Source organism: Streptomyces sp. CB02056 (genome assembly GCF_001905545.1).
Classification (GTDB): Bacteria; Actinomycetota; Actinomycetes; order Streptomycetales; family Streptomycetaceae; genus Kitasatospora.
In genome coordinates this window covers 21,912-39,752 of sequence record NZ_LIPD01000007.1, presented here as the reverse complement: position 1 = coordinate 39,752, position 17,841 = coordinate 21,912, and the positions used below count along the sequence as shown (strand labels likewise).

The 17,841-nt window shown below is 75.7% G+C and carries 10 protein-coding genes and 1 pseudogene; 7 read left to right on the top strand and 4 right to left on the bottom strand.

Features of this window, described 5'->3' with window-relative positions; all coding sequences use genetic code 11:
• Positions 1-101: 101 nt before the first annotated feature.
• From AMK13_RS19275 to AMK13_RS19255, 5 genes are all read left to right on the top strand, one after another.
• A complete protein-coding gene (locus AMK13_RS19275) occupies positions 102-7,859 on the top strand; it encodes a type I polyketide synthase (protein ID WP_241852951.1) in 7,758 nt (2,585 codons plus the stop codon).
• Positions 7,860-8,355: 496 nt separating this feature from the next.
• Complete coding sequence (locus AMK13_RS19270) at positions 8,356-9,648, top strand: molybdopterin-dependent oxidoreductase (RefSeq protein WP_074003782.1); 1,293 nt, start codon at positions 8,356-8,358, stop codon at positions 9,646-9,648.
• A complete protein-coding gene (locus AMK13_RS19265; protein WP_074003358.1) occupies positions 9,645-10,157 on the top strand; it encodes a hypothetical protein in 513 nt (170 codons plus the stop codon). Before AMK13_RS19270 ends, AMK13_RS19265 begins: the two co-directional genes overlap by 4 nt.
• A gap of 86 nt (positions 10,158-10,243) precedes the next feature.
• Entirely contained in the window at positions 10,244-11,101 is an 858-nt protein-coding gene (locus tag AMK13_RS19260) for an S-methyl-5'-thioadenosine phosphorylase (protein WP_074003357.1), read from the top strand.
• 62 nt (positions 11,102-11,163) lie between these two features.
• The gene (locus AMK13_RS19255) at positions 11,164-12,501 is read left to right on the top strand and encodes a glycosyltransferase family 87 protein (RefSeq protein ID WP_074003356.1); all 1,338 of its coding nucleotides are present in this window, start codon (positions 11,164-11,166) and stop codon (positions 12,499-12,501) included.
• A 124-nt stretch (positions 12,502-12,625) separates the two neighbouring features.
• Here the strand turns inward: AMK13_RS19255 and AMK13_RS19250 are convergent, their stop codons facing one another.
• From AMK13_RS19250 to AMK13_RS44975, 3 genes and pseudogenes are all read right to left on the bottom strand, one after another.
• Positions 12,626-13,297 (bottom strand): methyltransferase domain-containing protein, encoded by a 672-nt coding sequence (locus AMK13_RS19250; RefSeq protein WP_074003355.1) that lies wholly within the window; start codon positions 13,295-13,297, stop codon positions 12,626-12,628.
• Positions 13,294-13,752: a DUF2064 domain-containing protein gene (locus AMK13_RS44980; protein ID WP_380717692.1), complete on the bottom strand. Its 459-nt coding sequence runs from the start codon at positions 13,750-13,752 to the stop codon at positions 13,294-13,296. The genes AMK13_RS19250 and AMK13_RS44980 overlap by 4 nt, the downstream gene beginning before the upstream one ends.
• A gap of 168 nt (positions 13,753-13,920) precedes the next feature.
• Positions 13,921-14,643: pseudogene (locus AMK13_RS44975) on the bottom strand (glycosyltransferase family 2 protein); the annotation flags it as partial.
• A 209-nt stretch (positions 14,644-14,852) separates the two neighbouring features.
• On the opposite strand from AMK13_RS44975, the gene AMK13_RS19235 reads away from it, so the two are divergent.
• Both AMK13_RS19235 and AMK13_RS19230 read left to right on the top strand, forming a co-directional pair.
• Positions 14,853-15,626 (top strand): response regulator transcription factor, encoded by a 774-nt coding sequence (locus AMK13_RS19235; RefSeq protein WP_074003354.1) that lies wholly within the window; start codon positions 14,853-14,855, stop codon positions 15,624-15,626.
• Positions 15,623-16,780, top strand: coding sequence for a sensor histidine kinase (locus AMK13_RS19230; RefSeq protein WP_074003353.1), 1,158 nt, complete (start codon positions 15,623-15,625; stop codon positions 16,778-16,780). Before AMK13_RS19235 ends, AMK13_RS19230 begins: the two co-directional genes overlap by 4 nt.
• 2 nt (positions 16,781-16,782) lie before the next feature.
• Here the strand turns inward: AMK13_RS19230 and AMK13_RS19225 are convergent, their stop codons facing one another.
• Positions 16,783-17,838 (bottom strand): NAD-dependent epimerase/dehydratase family protein, encoded by a 1,056-nt coding sequence (locus tag AMK13_RS19225; RefSeq protein WP_074003352.1) that lies wholly within the window; start codon positions 17,836-17,838, stop codon positions 16,783-16,785.
• Positions 17,839-17,841 lie beyond the last annotated feature (3 nt).

Genomic DNA, 17,841 nt, shown 5'->3' with positions numbered 1-17,841 from the left:
AACCACCCGATCGTGGTAACTGCGGGAGGCCGACGTGTCCCCGCGCCCGGGCTGGGCAGGAACGGGCGGAAAGGCCTGGTCAGGGCGGGAAGGAGGCGGTTGTGCGGAGTACGGAGAACGTCTGCGGGGGCGGTGGCGTCCAGGTGCGGGACGTGGCGGTCATCGGCGTCTCCTGCCGCCTCCCGGGCGGCCTGAACGACCTCGGTTCGCTGTGGTCGGCCCTGATCGAGGGCCGGGACGTGGTCACCCGGATGCCTGCCGAGCGCTTCGACGAGCGGGAGTTCACGGATCCCGATCCGCGTCGCCCGGGCCGGAGTTACACGGCGGCGGCCGGGGTGCTCGACGACATCGCGGGCTTCGACGCGGAGTACTTCTCGATCTCCCCGCGCGAGGCGGCCCGGATGGATCCCCAGCAGCGGCTGCTGCTGGAGCTGGCCGTCGAGGGCCTGGACGACGCCGGCCTCGACCCGGCGGCGCTGGCCGGCTCCGGCGCCGGGGTCTTCGTCGGGGTGTCCAACCACGCCTACGGCAACCTCCAGCTCAGCCGGCTGGAGACGGTCGACCGGCACACCATGACCGGCCTGGCGAGCGGCAACACCGCGGGCAGGCTCTCGCACGCCCTCGACCTGCGCGGTCCCAGCCTGGCCGTGGACACCGCCTGTTCGTCCAGCCTGACCGCCCTCCACCAGGCCTGCGGGTTCCTCGCGTCCGGCGGGGAGCTGGCCCTCTCGGCCGGGGTCAACGTCCTCATCGGTCCACACGAGTTCGTCGGATTCTCCAAGGCCGCGATGCTCTCGCCCACCGGCCGCTGCCGGGCCTTCTCCGCGGCCGCCGACGGGTTCGTCCGGGCCGAGGGCGGGGTGGTGCTCGTCCTCAAACCGCTCGATCGGGCGATCGCCGAGGGCGACCGCGTCCACGCCGTGATCGCGGCCACCGGCGTCAACAGCGACGGCCGCACCGCGGGCCTGGCCCAGCCCAGCGTCCAGGCACAGGCCGCCCTGCTGCGCCAGGTGTACGGCGGGCCCGGCCCGGACGCCCGCGAGCTGGTGTACCTGGAGGCGCACGGCACCGGCACCCCGGTGGGCGACCCGTTGGAGCTGGAAGCCGTCGCGGCGGCGCTGGCTGGCAGGTGCGCGCCGGGCAGGCCGCTGCCGATCGGGTCGGTCAAGACCAACCTGGGGCACCTGGAGTCCGCTTCGGGGCTGGCGGGGCTGCTCAAGGCGGTGCTCGTCCTGCGGCACCGCGTCATCCCGCCGTCCCTGCACGGCCTGCCCGTCACGTCGGCCGTCGACTTCGCCCGGCTGGGCCTGCTGCCCGTGCCCGCCGCCCTGCCGCTGCCCCCGGGCCCGGGCGGACTGGTCGGCGTGAACTCCTTCGGGTTCGGCGGCTCCAACGCCCACGCCGTCCTCGCCCCCGCGCCCGAGGCGGCCCCTCGCGGCGCTCCGCCCGCCGGATCCCACCCCGTCCTGGTCAGCGCGCGCGGCCCCGCCGCCCTCGCCGCGGCCGCCACCGAACTCGCCGACCACCTCGACGCCTTGGCCGCGGACGGCCACGCGTTCCACGACGTCGCCCACACCACGCTCAACCGGCGCGGCAGACAAGCATTCCGCGCCGCTGTGATCGCCTCCGACGCCCGGACCGCCGCCGCCCGGCTGCGCGCCGTGGCCGACGCCCCGCCGGTGCCGGTCCTGGCGAGCGGTGCGATCGGCTTCGTCTACAGCGGCAACGGCGCCCAGTGGGCCGGCATGGGACGCCGGTTGCTGACCTCCCCGGCAGCAGGAGGCGCGAGCGGCAGCCCCTCCGGGACGGCGGCCTTCCGGCACGCCGTCGGCGAGGTCGACGCGGTGCTGTCCCCGCTCCTCGGCTGGTCCGTGCGCGAGGAACTGACGCACGGCACCGACGCCGCCCGGCTGGCACGGACGGAAGTGGCGCAGCCGCTGCTGTTCACCGTGCAGGTGGGGCTCACGGCCGCGCTGGCGGCGTACGGGGTGCGCCCGGCCGCCGTGGCCGGGCACAGCGTCGGTGAGGTCGCCGCCGCCCACGCGTGCGGTGCCCTCGACCTGGCCGCCGCCGCGCAGGTGATCGCCCACCGCAGCCGCGTGCAGGCCCGCACGGCCGGCAGCGGGCGCATGGCGGCCGTGGGCCTGCCCCCTGACCAGGCGCGGGAGGAACTGGCGGCCTTCGGCGACGCGCTGGAGCTGGCCGCCGTCAACAGCCCGCAGGACGTGACGGTCGCCGGAGACGAGGCCGCCCTTGTCCGGCTGGCCCGTCGGCTGGCCGAGCGCGGCGTCCACTTCCAACGGCTCGATCTCGACCACGCCTTCCACACCGCCCGGATGGACCCGGTCGAAGCGGACCTGTGCGCCGCCCTGGACGGGCTGCGCCCGGGCCCAGCGACGGTGGCGTTCGCCTCCACGGTGACCGGCACCCTCCGGCAGGGCGAGGACCTGACGGCGCGGTACTGGTGGGAGAACGTCCGCCGGCCCGTGCAACTGCCGCCCGCGGTCAGGGCGTTGGCGGCGGGCGGCTGCGACGCCTTCGTCGAGATCGGCCCGCATCCCGTCCTCGGCCACTACCTGCGCCGCACCCTCGGCGCCGACGGCACGGCCCCCGCCCTGGTCCTGCCCTCCCTCTCACGGGACCGGGACGGCGCCGAGGACATCGAGCGGACGGTCGCCACGCTGCTGGCCGCCGGCGCCCGCACGGACACCGGCGTCTTCTTCCCCGTGCCGGGCCGGGTGCGCAGCCTGCCCACCCGCCCCTGGCAGCGCGAGCGCCACTGGCACGGCGCTCCGGACTGGTTCGGACGGGGCTGCGGCGACGGAAGGCACCAGCACCCCCTGCTCGGCGAACGCACCGCCCACGCCGAGCCGTTGTGGCAGCTGCGGATCGACCCCACCCGGCACCGGTGGCTCGCCGACCACGTCGTCACCGGAGCCGTCGTCGTCCCGGCCGCGGCCTTCGCCGAAGCCGCCCTGGGCGCCGGCCGGGTCCACCACCAGGGCCCGGTGCAACTGGAGGACCTCGCCGTCGAACGCGCGCTCACCCTGCCGTTCGACAACCCCGCCATGGACATCCGCCTGCAGACCTCCCTGGACACGGCGGACGGCACGGTGCGCATCGCGAGCCGCGACGGCACCGGTCCCTGGCGCACCCACGCCCGCGCGGTGGTCCGCCGCCTCCTGCGGGAGCGGCCTGCGGCGGAGGACCTCCGCGCGCTGCGAGACCGACTGCCCACGAGGCTCCGCGCGGACGACGCCCGGGCCCGGGCCGCCGACGCGGGCATCGTCTACGGCCCCGCCTTCCGCGCCCTCATCGCCCTGTACGTCGGGGACGGCGAGGTCCTGGCCCGCTACGAGCTGCAGGAAGCCCCGGAACCCGCCGAGGCTCCGGACTCCGCCGCGGCTCCGGACAGCGGCGGGGCTCCGGGCGGAGGGGCTCCGGACAACGGCGGGGCTTCGGGCGGCGGCGGGGGGTACGTCCTGCACCCCGTGCTGCTCGACAGTGCCCTCCAGGCCGGCGCGCCCTTGCTCGCCCAAGGGGGTGAGGCGCCCGACGCCCTGTTCCTCCCCTCGGCCGTCGCGGCCCTGCGGGTGTGGGAGGAGGCACCCGCCAAGGGCTGGGTACGGGTACTCCGCCGCGACGCCGGGCCCCGCGAAGTGTGTTGGGACGTACGGCTGCTGGACGACCAGGGCCGGGTCACCGCCGAAGCGGACGGCTGCCGGCTGCGCAGCTTCGACGCCGCCCGCACCGCGCCGGCACACCTCGCCACCGTCCTGCGCGCCTCGCCCGGCCACAGCGGACCCCTCCCGTCCCCGGCCGGCATGCCCGCCCTCCGCGACCTGGTCCGCGCGGCCCGGCACTCGCTGGACGGCCCCGCCTGGGACGCCCGCCGGTACGCCGGGGCCGCCCTGCTGGCCGACCGGCTCAGCGCGCACTTCACCCTCCGCGCCGCCCGCACCGTGGCCCCCGGCGCCACCTCGTACACCCCCGGGAGCCTGATCGCCGCCGGGGTACTCCCGGTCTACCGCCGGCTGCTGCACGCCTCACTCCGCCAGGCCGAACGCGTGGGCGTGCTACGGCGCGACGCGGACGGAGCGTGGACGGCGGCGGTGCGCCCCGATCCGCACGGCGCCCTCGCCGAGCTGGTGCGCGCACACCCGCAGTGCGCCACGGAAGCGGTGCTGCACTCCCACTGCGGCACCGTGCTGCCCGACGTGCTGCTCGGCCGGCGGGACGCCGTGTCGGTGCTGTTCGACGAGAACACCCGTCACTGGGTGGAGAGTTACTACTCCGGTACCACCGTCACCCGACGCTGCAACGCCCTGGCCGCCGCTCTCGTCCGCCGGCTCGTCCGGCACTGGCCCGCCGCCCGCCCGCTGCGCGTCCTGGAAGTGGGCGCGGGCACCGGAGGCCTGACGGCCGCGCTCCTCGACGCGCTGCCACCGGAGCGCGCCCACTACACCTTCACCGACCTGTCCGACGCCTTCCTCCCGCGCGCCCGCGCCCGCTTCGCAGGCCACGACACCCTCGCCTACCGGCCGCTCGACCTGGACCGCGACCCCGAATCCCAGGGATTCCAGCCCGGTTCGTACGACCTCGTGGTGGCCGGCAACGTCCTGCACGCCACCGCCCGGCTGCGCGAGACCACGGGGCGGGTGGCCCGCCTGCTCGACGAGGGCGGGCACCTGGTGGCCGTCGAAACCCACGCCCTCGACCGCCTCCTGCCCTGCTTCGGCCCCCTGAAGAGCTTCTGGAACGCCGACGAACCCGACCTGCGCCCCGATTCGCCGCTGCTGACCGCCGCCCAGTGGCAGGACCTGTTCACCGCCCACGGCTTCGCTGACTCGGCCCGGCTCGGTGTCGAGGCGGCGAGGGCCGGCGCATCGGAGGCCGACTACTCCGTGCTCGTCGCCCGGCGCGGCGCCGTACCGGGCGGGCAGCCACGCGAGCCGCGCACCGTCACCGCCGTGCCCCCGACCGTCGCGACCTCGACGGCCGGAGCCGGTGCCATGGAGCAACCCGGTGCCATGGAGCAACCCGCTTGCCGGGGTCCCGCGACGTCGTGGGTCATCGCGGCCGAGCACCCCGAGGACCCGCTCACCGAGCCCCTCGTCGCCGCACTGCGCGCGGCCGAGACCGGCCCCGTCACCGTCGTCCGGGCCACCGCCGACTCCGCCGACTGGCTCGACGGCCTCCGCGCCGACCCCGTGCGGCCCGTCCTGGTGCTCCTGCTCTCGGGCAGCGACACGTCGAGCGGTGACACCTCGGGAAGCGACACGTCGAGCGGTGACACCTCGGACAGCGAGGAGGACGCCGGTCGGCAGGTGCTGGCGGCCGCCGTGACCCGCACCGCCGTCCTGCGCGCCGTGGCCGAGGCCTGCGCCGTGCTCCCGCCCGCCGCCGACCCCGTGCTGTGGCTGGTCAGCCCCCCGTCCGGTGCGCTGCCGACGCCAGGTGCCCGGCTGTTCCCGGCGGACTGCGTGCCGTGGGCGGTGTCGCGCACCCTTGCCAACGAGAAGCCCAGGCCGGCGGTCCGGAGGCTGGTCCTCGAGCCAGGGCCGTCGTCCCGGCTCGACGCGCGGCGGCTGGCCGACGAGTTGCTGAGGCCCGGAGCGGAGGACGAGATCGTCCTGCGGCCCGCTGGCCGGTTCGTCCCGCGCCTGCGGGACCTGCCCGCGCCGACCGGCCCGGCGGGTCGGCGCCCCTACCGTCTGCGCCTGCGCCGGCCGGGGCTCGGCCACGCCCTCGACTGGGTCCCCGCCCCCGAGCCACCGCCGCCGGGCCCCGGCGAGGTGGTGATCGAGGTCCGGGCGGCCGGGCTCAACTTCCGTGACGTGCTGCTGGCCACCGGTTCCCTGCCGTCGGGTGCCGAGCCCGCCGTCCCGGGCGAGTACCGCCTCGGTCTGGAGGCCGCGGGCGTCGTCGCGGCGGCCGGGGAGGGAACCACGCTCCGGGTGGGGGAGCGGGTCTTCGCCTGCGCGCCCGGGGCGCTGGCCTCGCACCTCCTCGTACCCGAGGCGGCCACCGGGCGGATGCCCGACGGCATGATGTTCGCCGAGGCCGCGACGCTGCCCGTCGCCTTCTTCACCGTCCAGCACTCCCTGGAGCATCTGGCCCGCCTCACCGCGGGCGAAACGCTGCTGGTGCACGGCGCCGCCGGCGGTGTGGGCCTCGCGGCCCTGCAGTACGCGCGGCAGGTCGGGGCGCGGGTCATCGCCACCGCGGGCAGCCCTGCCAAGCGCACGCTGCTGGAACTGCTGGGCGCCGAACACGTCCTGGACTCCCGCACGCTCGCCTTCGCCGACCAGGTGATGGAGCTGACCGAGGGGAAGGGCGTCGACGTCGTCCTCAACTCCCTCGCGGGTGAGGCCCTCGCCCGCAACCTCGACGTGCTGCGGCCCGGCGGCCGCTGCGTCGAACTCGGCAAGCGCGACATCCACACCGGAGGCCGACTGGCGCTGCGGGCCTTCCGCAACAACCTGTCGTTCCACGCCGTCGACGCCCTCCAGATGTTCGTCCGGCAGCCGGAACTCTCCGCCCGCCACTTCGGCGACCTCGCCCGGCGCGTCCACCAGGGGGTCTACCGCCCGCTGCCGCACCATCTCCACCCCGCCGAGGACGTCGCGGACGCGTTCACCCTGCTGCGGCGCTCCCACCACGTCGGCAAGGTGGTCATCGCCCTCGACCCCGCACCGCGCCTCACCACACCTCCCCGGCGCCTGGCCTGCGACCCCGCCGCCAGCTACCTGATCACCGGCGGACTCACCGGTCTCGGCGCCGAGGTCGCCCGGTTCCTCGCCGACCGCGGAGCCCGCCACCTGGCCCTGGTCTCCCGCCGCGGCGCCGCCACCCCGGGCGCCGACGAGCTGCTCGCCGCGCTGGCCCGCCAGGGCGCCACCGCCACGGCGTACGCCGCCGACGTCGCCGACCCCGACGCCCTCGGCGACGTCGTCCGCCGCATCACGGCCACCGGGCATCCGCTGCGCGGCATCGTCCACTCCGCCGTCGACGTGCGCGACGCGCTGCTCACCGAACTCGACGACGCGACGGTCGAATCGGTCCTCGCGGCGAAACTCCGCGGCGCCCTGCTCCTGGACCGGCTCAGCCGCGGCCTCCCGCTGGACTTCTTCGTGGTCCACTCCTCCGTCTCCGCCACCGTCGGCCACCGTGCGCAGGCCGCCTACGCCGCAGGCAACCTCGCCATGGAGGGCGTCGTCCGCGACCGCCGAGCCGCCGGTCTGCCGGGCCTGTCCATCGGCTGGGGCCTGATCGGCGAGGTCGGCCTGGCAGCGGACGAGGAAGTCAGCCGGGTCCTGGAACGCATGGGCCTCGCGCCCATGCGCACCGACCGGATCCTCGCCGCGATGGAGGACCTCATGACGCGCCCGCACGGCGGCCACGGGGAAGGCGGGGACGGCGGGGGTGACGGGGAAGGCGGGGAACCCGTCGTCCTGGTCGGCCACTTCGACTTCGCCCGCCTCGCCACGCTGCTGCCCACGGTACGAGCACCCCGCTTCACCGCCGTCCTGCCCGCCGAGGAACCCGACGCCGTCCGGAACGCCGTTCGGCGCCCCCTCGGGTCCGGCAGCGAACCCGCTCCCGGCACGGCCGACCTCACCGACCTGCTCGCGACCCTCGTCGCCCGCATCACCCACCGCGCGTCCGACCGCATCGACCGGACCCAGGGGCTCGACACGCTCGGCCTGGACTCCCTCATGGCCACCGAACTGGTCGTCGCCCTCCAGGGCGAACTGGGCGTCGACATCCCCACCATCGAGGTCGTCAACGCCGGCAGTATCGACAACCTCGCCGTCCGCGTGCTGACTCTCCTGGACCCGGCCGCCGTCCGCCCGTGACCGCGGCGCTGCGCGACCGGTTGCTGCGCCGTGCCGGCGCGGGGGTTCGGACGGCCGAGCCAGGGTGCCGCGGCAGAAGATGATCTGACGTGCAGTCATGTCCATGAGGCGAGCCGCCGGATGCTTCCTCGATGACCGACGGCGACCTGAAATTCCGTAATAAGTTGATTGCTGCTTCATGGGTGATCTGCGGCATACGGTCGTGTCAGCGCGGCCAAACCGCCTCCGCACGCACCCGCGAAGGAGCGCCACCCTGAACGCCCACGACGACGCCGACGGACCCCACCGCCCGCAACCCGGCCCCGAGCGGGAGCCCGGGCCGGTTCCGGCACCGCAGCCCTCCGCGGGCAAGCCGGTCGCCGGACCTCCGCCACCGCTCCCGCAGCCCTGGCAGCCCGAGCAGCCCCCGGCGCCGCCGCGCGACCACACCGCGGAGGGACGGCGACCGGCCCCTCACGCGCCGACGCGTACAGCCCCCAAGCCCAGGGGATCCCGCCTGCGTGCCGGGCTCGCCGCCGGCCCGCCGCCCGGGCCCGCCCGCCCGGAGTTCTGGCGCAGCCCCTTGCGCGGCCCCTGGCTCACCTCGGTGTTCGGCCTGGTGCTGCTGCCCGGGATCACGGTGGTGTTCGTGACCGGGCTGCTGTCCTACGCCGCCTACAACCCCGACCTCGCCGCGGTCAACGACCAGACCCCGGACAAGGGCTGGCTCGGCTTCTACCTCTTCTCCTGGCCGACCAGCCCCAGCTGGCTCTACCGGCTGAACCAGGGGATCCACGTGACCCTCGGCATCGTGCTGGTCCCGGTGCTGCTGGCCAAGCTCTGGTCGGTCATCCCCAAGCTCTTCGCCTGGCCCCCGCTCCGCTCGCCGGCCCAGGCGGTCGAGCGCCTGTCGCTGCTGCTCCTGGTCGGCGGCGCGCTGTTCGAGTTCGCCACCGGCATCCTCAACATCCAGCTGCACTACATCTTCCCCGGCTCCTTCTACACCCTGCACTACTACGGTGCCTGGGTCTTCATCGGCGCCTTCGTCGTCCACGTGGTGTTCCGCGTCCCGGTCATGGTCCGGGCGCTGCGCAGCCGGCGCCTGCGCACCGAACTGCGCACGGGCGCCGCCGACACGCTGCCCGAGCCGCCCGACGACACCGGTCTGGTCTCCCCGCGCCCCGCCCCCGCGACCCTCTCCCGGCGCGGAGCCCTCGCGCTGGTCGGTGCGGGCTCCCTCGCGCTGTTCGCGGTGACGGTCGGTCAGAGCATCGGCGGATGGTGGCGCAGGACCGCGCTGCTCGCCCCGCACGGCCAGGAGCCCGGCGACGGCCCGAACGGCTTCCAGATCAACAAGACCGCCGCCGCCGTCGGCATCCGCCCCGCCGACATCGGCCCCGACTGGCGGCTGACCGTCCGCGGCCCCGGCCGCGAAACCGTCCTCACCCTGGACCAGCTGAGGAGCCTGCCGCAGACCACCGCGGCCCTGCCCATCGCCTGCGTCGAGGGATGGTCCACGCCCGACCAGGACTGGACCGGCGTCCGGCTGACCGAGCTGGCCGCGCTCGTCGGCCTGACCGACAGCCCACCGGACGTCTTCGTGGAATCCGTCGAACGCGGCGGGTCCTTCTCCTCCACCGTCCTGCGCGACAACCAGGTCCGCGACGTCCGCTCCCTGCTGGCCCTGCGCGTCAACGGAGCCGACCTCTCGCCCGACCACGGCTACCCGGCCCGGATCATCGTTCCCGCCAACCCCGGTGTCCACAACACCAAATGGGTCACCCGCCTCACCTTCGGAGCCACCGGATGAAGCGCCGCAGCGGCCTCCGCGAGCGCTACGGCGCATCCCCCCTGCACCTGCTCCTCCTCCTGTGTTCCTTCGCCCTGGCCCTGTACGCCGGGATCCGCCTCCTCAAGGGCGATCCGCTCGGCGTCGTGATCTGGTTCGTCGGGGCCGCGCTGCTCCACGACCTGGTCCTGCTGCCGCTCTACACGCTCACCGACCGGGCCGCCCAGGCCCTGACGGGTGTCCGCCAGGCTCCCGCGGGCGGTACGCACCGGATGCCGGCGGTCAACTACGTCCGCGTCCCCGCGTTCCTCTCGCTGCTGCTGCTGGTCGTCTGGTACCCGCTCGTCCTGCGTCGCGTCCCCGGGTACCGCTCTGCCACCGGCCTGGACCCGGACGTCTTCCTCGGGCGCTGGCTGCTGCTGACCGCGGCGTTCTTCGCCGTCTCGGCGCTCTGCCTGCTCGCCGCGACCGCCTGGCGGGGACGGTCGCACAAGCCCCGCCGCGGGCCGGCGGCGCGGGGACGTTCGTGATCCGTAAGGCATGGTGCCCCGGTTCCGGCCCGGTCCGTTCCTAGAGTTGGCCGGGAGGCTGTTCCCGAGAAGAGAGGTGGACCGGGATGACGGTCGACCAGGACGTCCCGCCGAGCGCCGAGGTGGGCGTCATCGGTGGCTCCGGGCTCTACGAGCTGCTGGACGACGTGACCGAGGTACGGGTGGACACCCCGTACGGCGAACCGAGCGACGCGGTGTTCGTGGGAGAGGCGGTCGGCCGCCGGGTCGCGTTCCTGCCCCGGCACGGGCGCGGCCACCGGCTTCCCCCGCACCGGATCAACTACCGCGCCAACCTGTGGGCGCTGCACACGCTGGGTGTGCGGCAGGTGGTCGCGCCGTGCGCGGTGGGCGGGCTGCGCCCGGAGTACGGGCCGGGCACGCTGCTGGTGCCCGACCAGTTCGTGGACCGGACCTCGGGGCGCCCGCAGACCTTCTACGACGGCCTGCCGCTGCCGGACGGCACGGTGCCGGAGGTGGTGCACGTGTCCATGGCCGACCCGTACTGCCCGGCGGGGCGGAAGGCGGCGCTGGAGGCCGCCCGGGAGGCGGCCTGGGAGCCGGTCGACGGCGGCACCCTGGTGGTGATCGAGGGCCCGCGCTTCTCCACCCGCGCCGAGTCCCGCTGGTTCACCGCCAACGGCTGGTCGGTGGTCGGCATGACGGGACATCCGGAGGCCGTCCTCGCCCGTGAACTCGGGCTCTGCTACGCCTCGCTGGCCCTGGTCACGGATCTCGACGCCGGGGTGGAGAGCGGCGCGGGCGTCACCCACGGCGAGGTGCTGAAGGAGTTCGCCCGCAACGTCGACCGGCTGCGCACCGTGCTGTTCAAGGCGGTGGAACGGCTGCCGCTGGTGCGCGAGTGCCCCTGCCCGCACGCCCTGGACGGTCTCACGACCGGTCTTCCGGGGGTCCCCGGCGTCTGACGCCCCACCCCGGCGAGGGAACGCCGGGGCCGCGAGACTTCATCACCGGGAGGTTGGGCAGGATGATCGACCGTACCGTTCCGTCCTGCGCGCTCGCGCTCGCGGCCCTGGTCAGCGCTCTGGCACTGACCGTCACCGACGGCGGCTTCGTGCCGCTCGCCGTCTGGTACCTCCTCGACACGGCCCTCTTCGCGGTCGCGGTGGTGCTGCTGCGCAGGGTGCCCGGTCGGCTGGTCGCGCCGCTGGTCCTGGCCGGCGCCGTGGCCGTCGCCGCCGTCGGGCTGCTGGCCCCACCCCGCACCAGTGACGACGCCTACCGCTACGTCTGGGACGGCCGGGTCCAGGCGGCCGGGATCTCGCCCTACGCCCACACCCCGGACGATCCGGCGCTGGCCCGGTTGCGTGACCCGGGGCTCTTCCCGGTCGGTGACGGCTGCACGGGCTGGGACGAGCGGCGCACCACGGCCGGGGACTGCACCCGGATCAACCGGCCGGCCGTGCACACCATCTATCCGCCGGTGGCACAGGTCTGGTTCGTCGTCCTGCACCCGTTCGGCGGCGGGGTCCGCGGGGTGCAGGCCGGCGGTGCGGTGCTGGCGGTGGCGACGACCGCCCTGCTGCTGAGGGTGGGGCGGGAGCGGTGGCGAGCCGCGTTGTGGGGGTGGTTCCCCGGCGTGGCCGTGTGGGCGGTCAACGACGCGCACGTGGACACGCTCGGAGCCCTGCTGACGGTCGCCGGACTCGGCTGCGCGGCGCGCGGGAGAGCCGTGCGAGGGGGGCTCCTCCTGGGCGGCGCGGTCGCGACCAAGCTGCTGCCGGCCCTCGTCCTCCCCGGCGCGCTGGCGGGCCTGTCGGCCCGGCGCCCTTCCCGGAAGGACGTCCTGCTGGTCGGATCCGCGCTCGGCGCCTTCGCCCTGTCCTACCTCCCGTACGTCGTGGCCTCGGGCACCTCGGTCCTGGGCTACCTGCCGGGCTACCTGAAGGAGGAGGGCTACGAGCAGGGCCACATCGACCGGTTCGGGCTGCTCAGGCTGGTGCTGTCCGACCGCCTCGCACCGTGGGCGGCGGCGCTCGTCCTGGCGGCCGTGGCGGTCCGGGTCCTCCGCCGGGGCGACCGGAGTGAGCCGTGGGCCGGCGCGCTCCTGGTGACGGGCACGGCGCTGCTGCTGGTCGCGCCCTCCTACCCCTGGTACGGGCTGCTGGTGGTCGCGCTGGTGGCGCTCGACGGCCGCTGGGAGTGGCTGGCCGTCCCGGCCGCCGGGCAGGCGCTCTACCTGGTGCAGGGCCCGGCGGCGCAGCAGTTCGCCTACGGCACGGCCCTGTGCGTCGTCCTCCTGGTCCCGCTGCTGCGCCAGCTCCGTACGGGGCGGGTCGCCGCCGTGGCGGGGGCCGGGAACTGACGGAGTCTGACGGGGTCTGACGGGGTCTGACGGAGCGGCGCGGGTCGGATCGTGAGTGCGGGTGAACCGGTCGAAGGGCGTAGGGCGAGAGAGGTCGGCCGACGGGTGGTGATGGCGGGCACTCTCAGCGGGCGGGCGCGGTGCGGCGGCGCAGGGTGAGGAAGCGTCGGCCGTGGGAGGTCCAGCGTTCCGCTTCGACGAGCCCGGCGCCGTAGGCCCGTCGTGCGGCGGCCCTGGCGCCGAGGCGTGCCCAGGCGAAGGGCGGGCCGAGCCGGCCGTCCGGGCCCTCGACCCGGACGGTGACGCGTTCGTCGACCTCGCGCGGCTCGACCTCCACCAGCAACAGCCCGTCCGGCGCGATGAGTTCGGCCGCACGCCGCAGCAGGGCCTCCGGGTTCCCGCCGATGCCGAGGTTGCCGTCCGCGAGCAGGGCCGCACCCCAGCGGCCCTCGGCGGGCAGCCGGTCGAACACCGACCGGCAGAGGGCCGCGCCGCCGAGGCCCAGGGTACGGGCGACGGCCGCCGGGGTGACGTCGACGCCGAGGGCCGGGACGCCCACGGCGAGGAGCGCGGCGACCAGTCGGCCGGGTCCGCAGCCGAGGTCCACGACGGGCGCGGACAGGTGGAAGCAGCGCATCAAGAGGCTGTGGTCGCCGCCGGCGGCCGGTGCGCACCAGCGTTCGATGTCGAGCGGGATCCGGCGTCCGTCGTCGCCGCGCAGCCACAGCGGACCGCGTCCGGTGCGGACGGCGTCGGCGAACGGGTCGTCGATCCATGCCGTCGAGGTGCCGGTCAACCCGCCACCTCGGGGACGGTGCGGAACGAGCGCAGGCGGGCGGCGAACCGGCTCCGCGGCGCCTGGGAGGCGACCAGCAGGGCGTCCTCGACGGTGTCCACGTCGGTGGCTTCGGGCAGGGAGCGCACCGTCAGGCCGGCCGCCCCGAGCCGGTCGAGGAGCACCTGCCCCGTGTCCGGGGTCGACATCGGTACCCCGAGGAGGAGCCGGCGGGCGAGGTCCTCGGTCGGCCGGGCCAGGCCGAGGGCCCAGAAGCCGCCGTCGGTCGCGGGCCCGTACCAGGCGTCGGCCCCGGCCCGGCCCGCCGGGGAGAGCGGCTCGGCCAGGGTGGCCGCGCTGAGCTGCGGGGTGTCCATGCCGACCAGCAGCGCGGGCGCGTGCGGGGCCAGCCGGGCCGCGTGGCCGAAGGCCGCCGCCAGCCGGGCGTCCAGTCCGCCGCCGCTCTGCGGAAGCACCTGCCACCCGGGCGGCAGCCAGCGGCCCGGTTCGCCGTCCAGGACCAGCAGGCGCCGTCCGGCCGGCACGGTGGCCAGGGTGTGCAGGGTGTCGGAGAGCGCGGCCTCGGCCAGCGCCGCCGCCTGCTGGGGCGTGCAGGCCGGGGTGAGCCGGGTCTTCACCCGGCCGGGTACGGGCGACTTGGCGATGACCAGCAGGGTGGGCGGCGGGGCGGCGAGCACGGCCCGCATGTCCCGGATCGCCTGCCGGGTGCCGCGCACCGTGCCGGTGACCTTCGAACGGCCCGCGCGCGGCAGGTAGTCGACGGAGGTCTCGGTGATCCGCATGCCGGCGGCCGAGGCGGCGAGCACCATCTCCAGCGGGTATCCGGAGCGGCGGTCGCCCAGGCCGAGCGCCAGCAGGCGTTCCCGTCGGGCGGCCCGCATCGGGCCCAGGTCGTGCAGCGGGGCGCCGGTGCGGGCCCGCAGCCGGCGGGCCAGCACGGTGTTGGCGAGCCGTGCGTGCACGGGCCAGGCGCCCGTGCTCACCGGCCGGCGGCGGCCGAGGACGAGGTCCGCCGTGCCGTCGGCCACCGGAGCGGTGACCCGGGGCAGTTGGGCGGGGTCGAGCGAGCCGTCACAGTCCAGGAAGCAGACCAGCTCGGCGGTGGCGGCGAGGAGCCCGGCGTGGCAGGCGGCGCCGAACCCGCGCCGGGACTCCTCGACCACGGTCGCTCCGAGCGATCGGGCGAGTTCGGCCGAGCCGTCCCGCGAGCCGTTGTCCACGACGATGGCCCGCCAGCCGGGCGGGATGCGCCCGAGCACCCAGGGCAGCGCCTCGGCCTCGTCGAGGCAGGGCAGGACGACATCGACACCGGACGAACGAGGGGTAGCGGAGGTCACGTCGGCCACGCTAAGGGCGTGTCGGCCCGGGACGGTGGTGCCGCAGCCTTACGGAAGCCGAACGTCGCGCCGACGGCCCACCGGTGAGCCGTCGGGGGCCGCACCGGTGCGGACCGGTGTGCGGACGGGTGTGCGGACGGGGCCCAGGATCTTACGGAGGTCGAACGGGGGGACGGCGGCGGCGTCGGCACCGGCGTCCGGCGCCTATTCTCGGCGGGGTGAACGAGCCCTCCGCCAACGTGCCCTCCGCCATCGCCGGGCCGTCGGCCGCCGGCCGCATCCTGGTGATCGACGACGACCCGACCGTGGCCGAGGTCGTCGCCGGCTACCTCACCCGGGCCGGCCACCGCGTCGACCACGCCGCCGACGGTCCGCGGGGGCTCGCCCTCGCCCGGGCCCACCAGCCGGACCTCGTGGTCCTGGACCTGATGCTCCCGGGCATCGACGGCCTGGAGGTGCTGCGGCGGCTGCGCGGCCAGGCCGCCGGCGGGGAGCTGCCGGTCGTGCTGCTCACCGCCAGGAGTGACGAGGCCGACCGCGTCCTCGGCCTGGAGCTGGGCGCCGACGACTACGTCACCAAGCCGTTCAGTCCACGCGAACTCGTCCTGCGGGTCCAGTCGGTGCTGCGGCGCTCGCGCGTGGCGGCACCCGCGACGGGCGCCCCGGCCGGGCCCGTCCGCTCCGGGGACATCACCCTCGACGGGCCGGCCCGTCGCGCTCACCGTTCCGGGAGGGAACTGTCCCTGACGGCACGGGAGTTCGACCTGCTGGCCTTCCTCCTGCGGTTCCCCGGGACGGTGTTCTCCCGCCAGGAGCTGATGGCCCGCGTCTGGGGCTGGGACTTCGGTGACCTCTCCACCGTCACCGTCCACGTGCGGCGCCTGCGCGAGAAGATCGAGGACGATCCCGCCGCCCCGCGGATGATCAGCACGGTGTGGGGCGTCGGCTACCGCTACGACCCGGTGCCCGGTGCCGGGGAGGACCGCGAGTGAAGGACCTGCTGCTGATCGCCCTGTTCGCCGCGCTCGGTGCCGGCGGAGCGGGCCTGCTCGGCTGGCCGGCCGTCCGGCTGCTGCGCAGGCGCTCGATGGCGCTCTCGCTGTTCTGCGTCGCCGTCGTCACCGTGCTCGCGGTCGTCTCCGGCACCTTCGCCGTCGCGCAGGCCATGTTCCTCTCCGCCCACGACCTCGGCGTCGTGATAACGGTGCTCGCCATGGCCGCCGTCGTGTCCCTGGGCACCGCCGCTCTGCTGGGCCGACAGGTGGTCGCCGGCAGCCGGGCCCTGACGGCGGCCGCCCGGACCGTCGGCAGCGACACCGGCTTCACCGCGCCCGTCCACCCGCTGGGCCGCGAACTGGCCCAGCTGAGCGAGGAACTGTCCGCCACCAGCGCCCGGCTCGCCGAATCCCGGGGCCGTGAACAGGCCCTCGAACAGTCCCGGCGGGAGCTGGTCGCCTGGATCTCCCACGACCTGCGCACCCCGCTGGCCGGGCTGCGCGCCATGGCCGAGGCTCTGGAGGACGGCGTCGCCGAGGAGCCGGACCGCTACCTCCGGCGGATCCGCACCGAGGTCGAGCGGCTCACCGGGATGGTGGACGACCTCTTCGAACTCTCCCGCATCCAGGCCGGAACGCTCGCCCTCTCGCTCTCCCGGGTCTCCGTCTACGACCTGGTCGACGACGCGCTGGCCGGTGCCCACGCGCTGGCCCGGCAGCGCGGCGTCCGGCTCGAAGGCCGGCAGGTGGAGCCCGAACCGGTCGAGGTCGACAGCCGCGAGATCACCCGGGTCCTGGGCAACCTGCTGGTCAACGCGATCCGCTCGACCCCTCAGGACGGCGTGGTCACGGTCTCCGCGCGGCGGGAGGCGGACGAGGTGCTGCTCTCGGTCACCGACGGCTGCGGGGGCATCCCCGCCCAGGACCTGACCCGGGTCTTCGAGACCGGCTGGCGTGGCACCGCGGCCCGCACGCCCAGGCCGGCCGATCCCGGCGGGTGGTCCGACCGGCCCGAGGCCGGCGGCAGCGGTGCCGGCCTGGGCCTCGCCATCGTCCGCGGCATCGTCGAGGCCCACGCCGGGCGGGCCCGCGTCCACAACGTGGCGGGCGGCTGCTGCTTCGAGATCGCCCTGCCGTCCGCCCGGAGCTGACCTCAGACCCGCAGCGGTGCGGCGGCGAACTCCGCCATGCCCCGGTCGAACGGGACGCGCGGCAGCCAGTCCAGTTCGGCGCGCAGCCGGTTCGAGTCGGCGGTGACGTGCCGTACGTCGCCGAGCCGGTACTCGCCGGTCACCGTCGGCGCCGGACCGCCGTGGGCCGCGGCCAGCGCGGCCGCCATCTCACCGATGGTGCGCACCTCGCCGCTGCCCACGTTGTACGCCCGGACGCTGCCCGGCGGCCGGTCGCCCACGGCCGCCAGCGCCGCGAGGTTGGCGGCGGCGACGTCCTCGACGTGGACGAAGTCCCGGCGCTGGCGGCCGTCCTCGAAGACCCGGGGCGCCTCGCCGCGGGCGAGGGCGGAGCGGAACAGCGACGCCACCCCCGCGTACGGGGTGTCGCGCGGCATCCCGGGGCCGTACACGTTGTGGTAACGCAGCGTCAGCACTGTTCCGCCGCAGGCGCGTGCCCAGGCGGCGGAGAGGTGTTCCTGCGCGAGCTTGGTCACCGCGTAGACGCTGCGCGGGTCGGCGGGTGCGCTCTCCGCGACCAGGCCCGGCCGCAGGGGAGCGCCGCAGACCGGGCACGGCGGCTCGAACCGTCCGGCGTCCAGGTCGGCGGGCCGCCGCGGCCCCGGTGCCACCTCGCCGTGCTCCGCGCAGTGGTAGCGCCCTTCCCCGTAGACCACCATGGATCCGGCCAGGACCAGCCGTCGGACGCCGGTCCGCGCCATCGCGGCCAGGACCACCGCCGTGCCGAGGTCGTTGCAGCCGACGTAGTGCGGTGCGTCCTGGAGGTCCAGTCCCAGGCCGACCATCGCCGCCTGGTGGCAGACCGCGTCCACCCCGGCGAGCGCCTCCTCGACGGTCGCCGCGTCCCGGACGTCCCCGCGCCGGAAGTCGACACCCGCGGGCAGCGCGGGCGGGTTCCCGGTCGGATGGACCGCGGGCAGCAGGGCGTCCAGGACGCGCACGTGATGCCCGGCCGCGACCAGGGCGCGCACCACGGACGCGCCGATGAAGCCGGCACCGCCGGTGACCAGGATTCTCATGCC

Excerpts from the sequence above, each read along its gene's own strand:
- AMK13_RS19260 (WP_074003357.1), top strand. The coding sequence starts at position 10,244 with ATGACGGTCGACCAGGACGTCCCGCCGAGCGCCGAGGTGGGCGTCATC.
- AMK13_RS19255 (WP_074003356.1), top strand. The coding sequence starts at position 11,164 with ATGATCGACCGTACCGTTCCGTCCTGCGCGCTCGCGCTCGCGGCCCTG.
- AMK13_RS19225 (WP_074003352.1), bottom strand. The coding sequence starts at position 17,838 with ATGAGAATCCTGGTCACCGGCGGTGCCGGCTTCATCGGCGCGTCCGTG.
- AMK13_RS19265 (WP_074003358.1), top strand. The coding sequence starts at position 9,645 with ATGAAGCGCCGCAGCGGCCTCCGCGAGCGCTACGGCGCATCCCCCCTG.